The 268-nt window shown below is 41.4% G+C and carries 1 pseudogene; it reads right to left on the bottom strand.

Annotation, left to right across the window (positions count from 1 at the left end):
* Positions 1-268, bottom strand: a pseudogene (locus CH339_RS25710) (hypothetical protein); the annotation flags it as partial.

Genomic DNA, 268 nt, shown 5'->3' with positions numbered 1-268 from the left:
ATCAGTGCCGCGTCTTTAAGGGCTTGCTTGTAATGCTGTTCGGCTTCATCAAAACGAAATAAATCGAGTTTATTTGCCCCGATCAGCATATCGTTGCTGATCGCTTTTTGAATGTAATCACCATGTGCTTTGAAGGTTTTTAGAGCTGTTTTCGCATGGTTTAAGGAAAGGAAATTTTGTTTGATTTGATAGTAGGCGATAGCCAGTTTGTAATGGAATTCGGCGATTTCGATTTGATCGGGGATTGTCCTGAGCTTTTCCTCGGCTA

Origin of the sequence: Rhodobium orientis, from assembly GCF_003258835.1 — a bacterium.
GTDB classification, from domain to species: Bacteria; Pseudomonadota; Alphaproteobacteria; order Rhizobiales; family Rhodobiaceae; genus Rhodobium; species Rhodobium orientis.
This window is presented reverse-complemented; position numbering and strand designations above follow the sequence as displayed.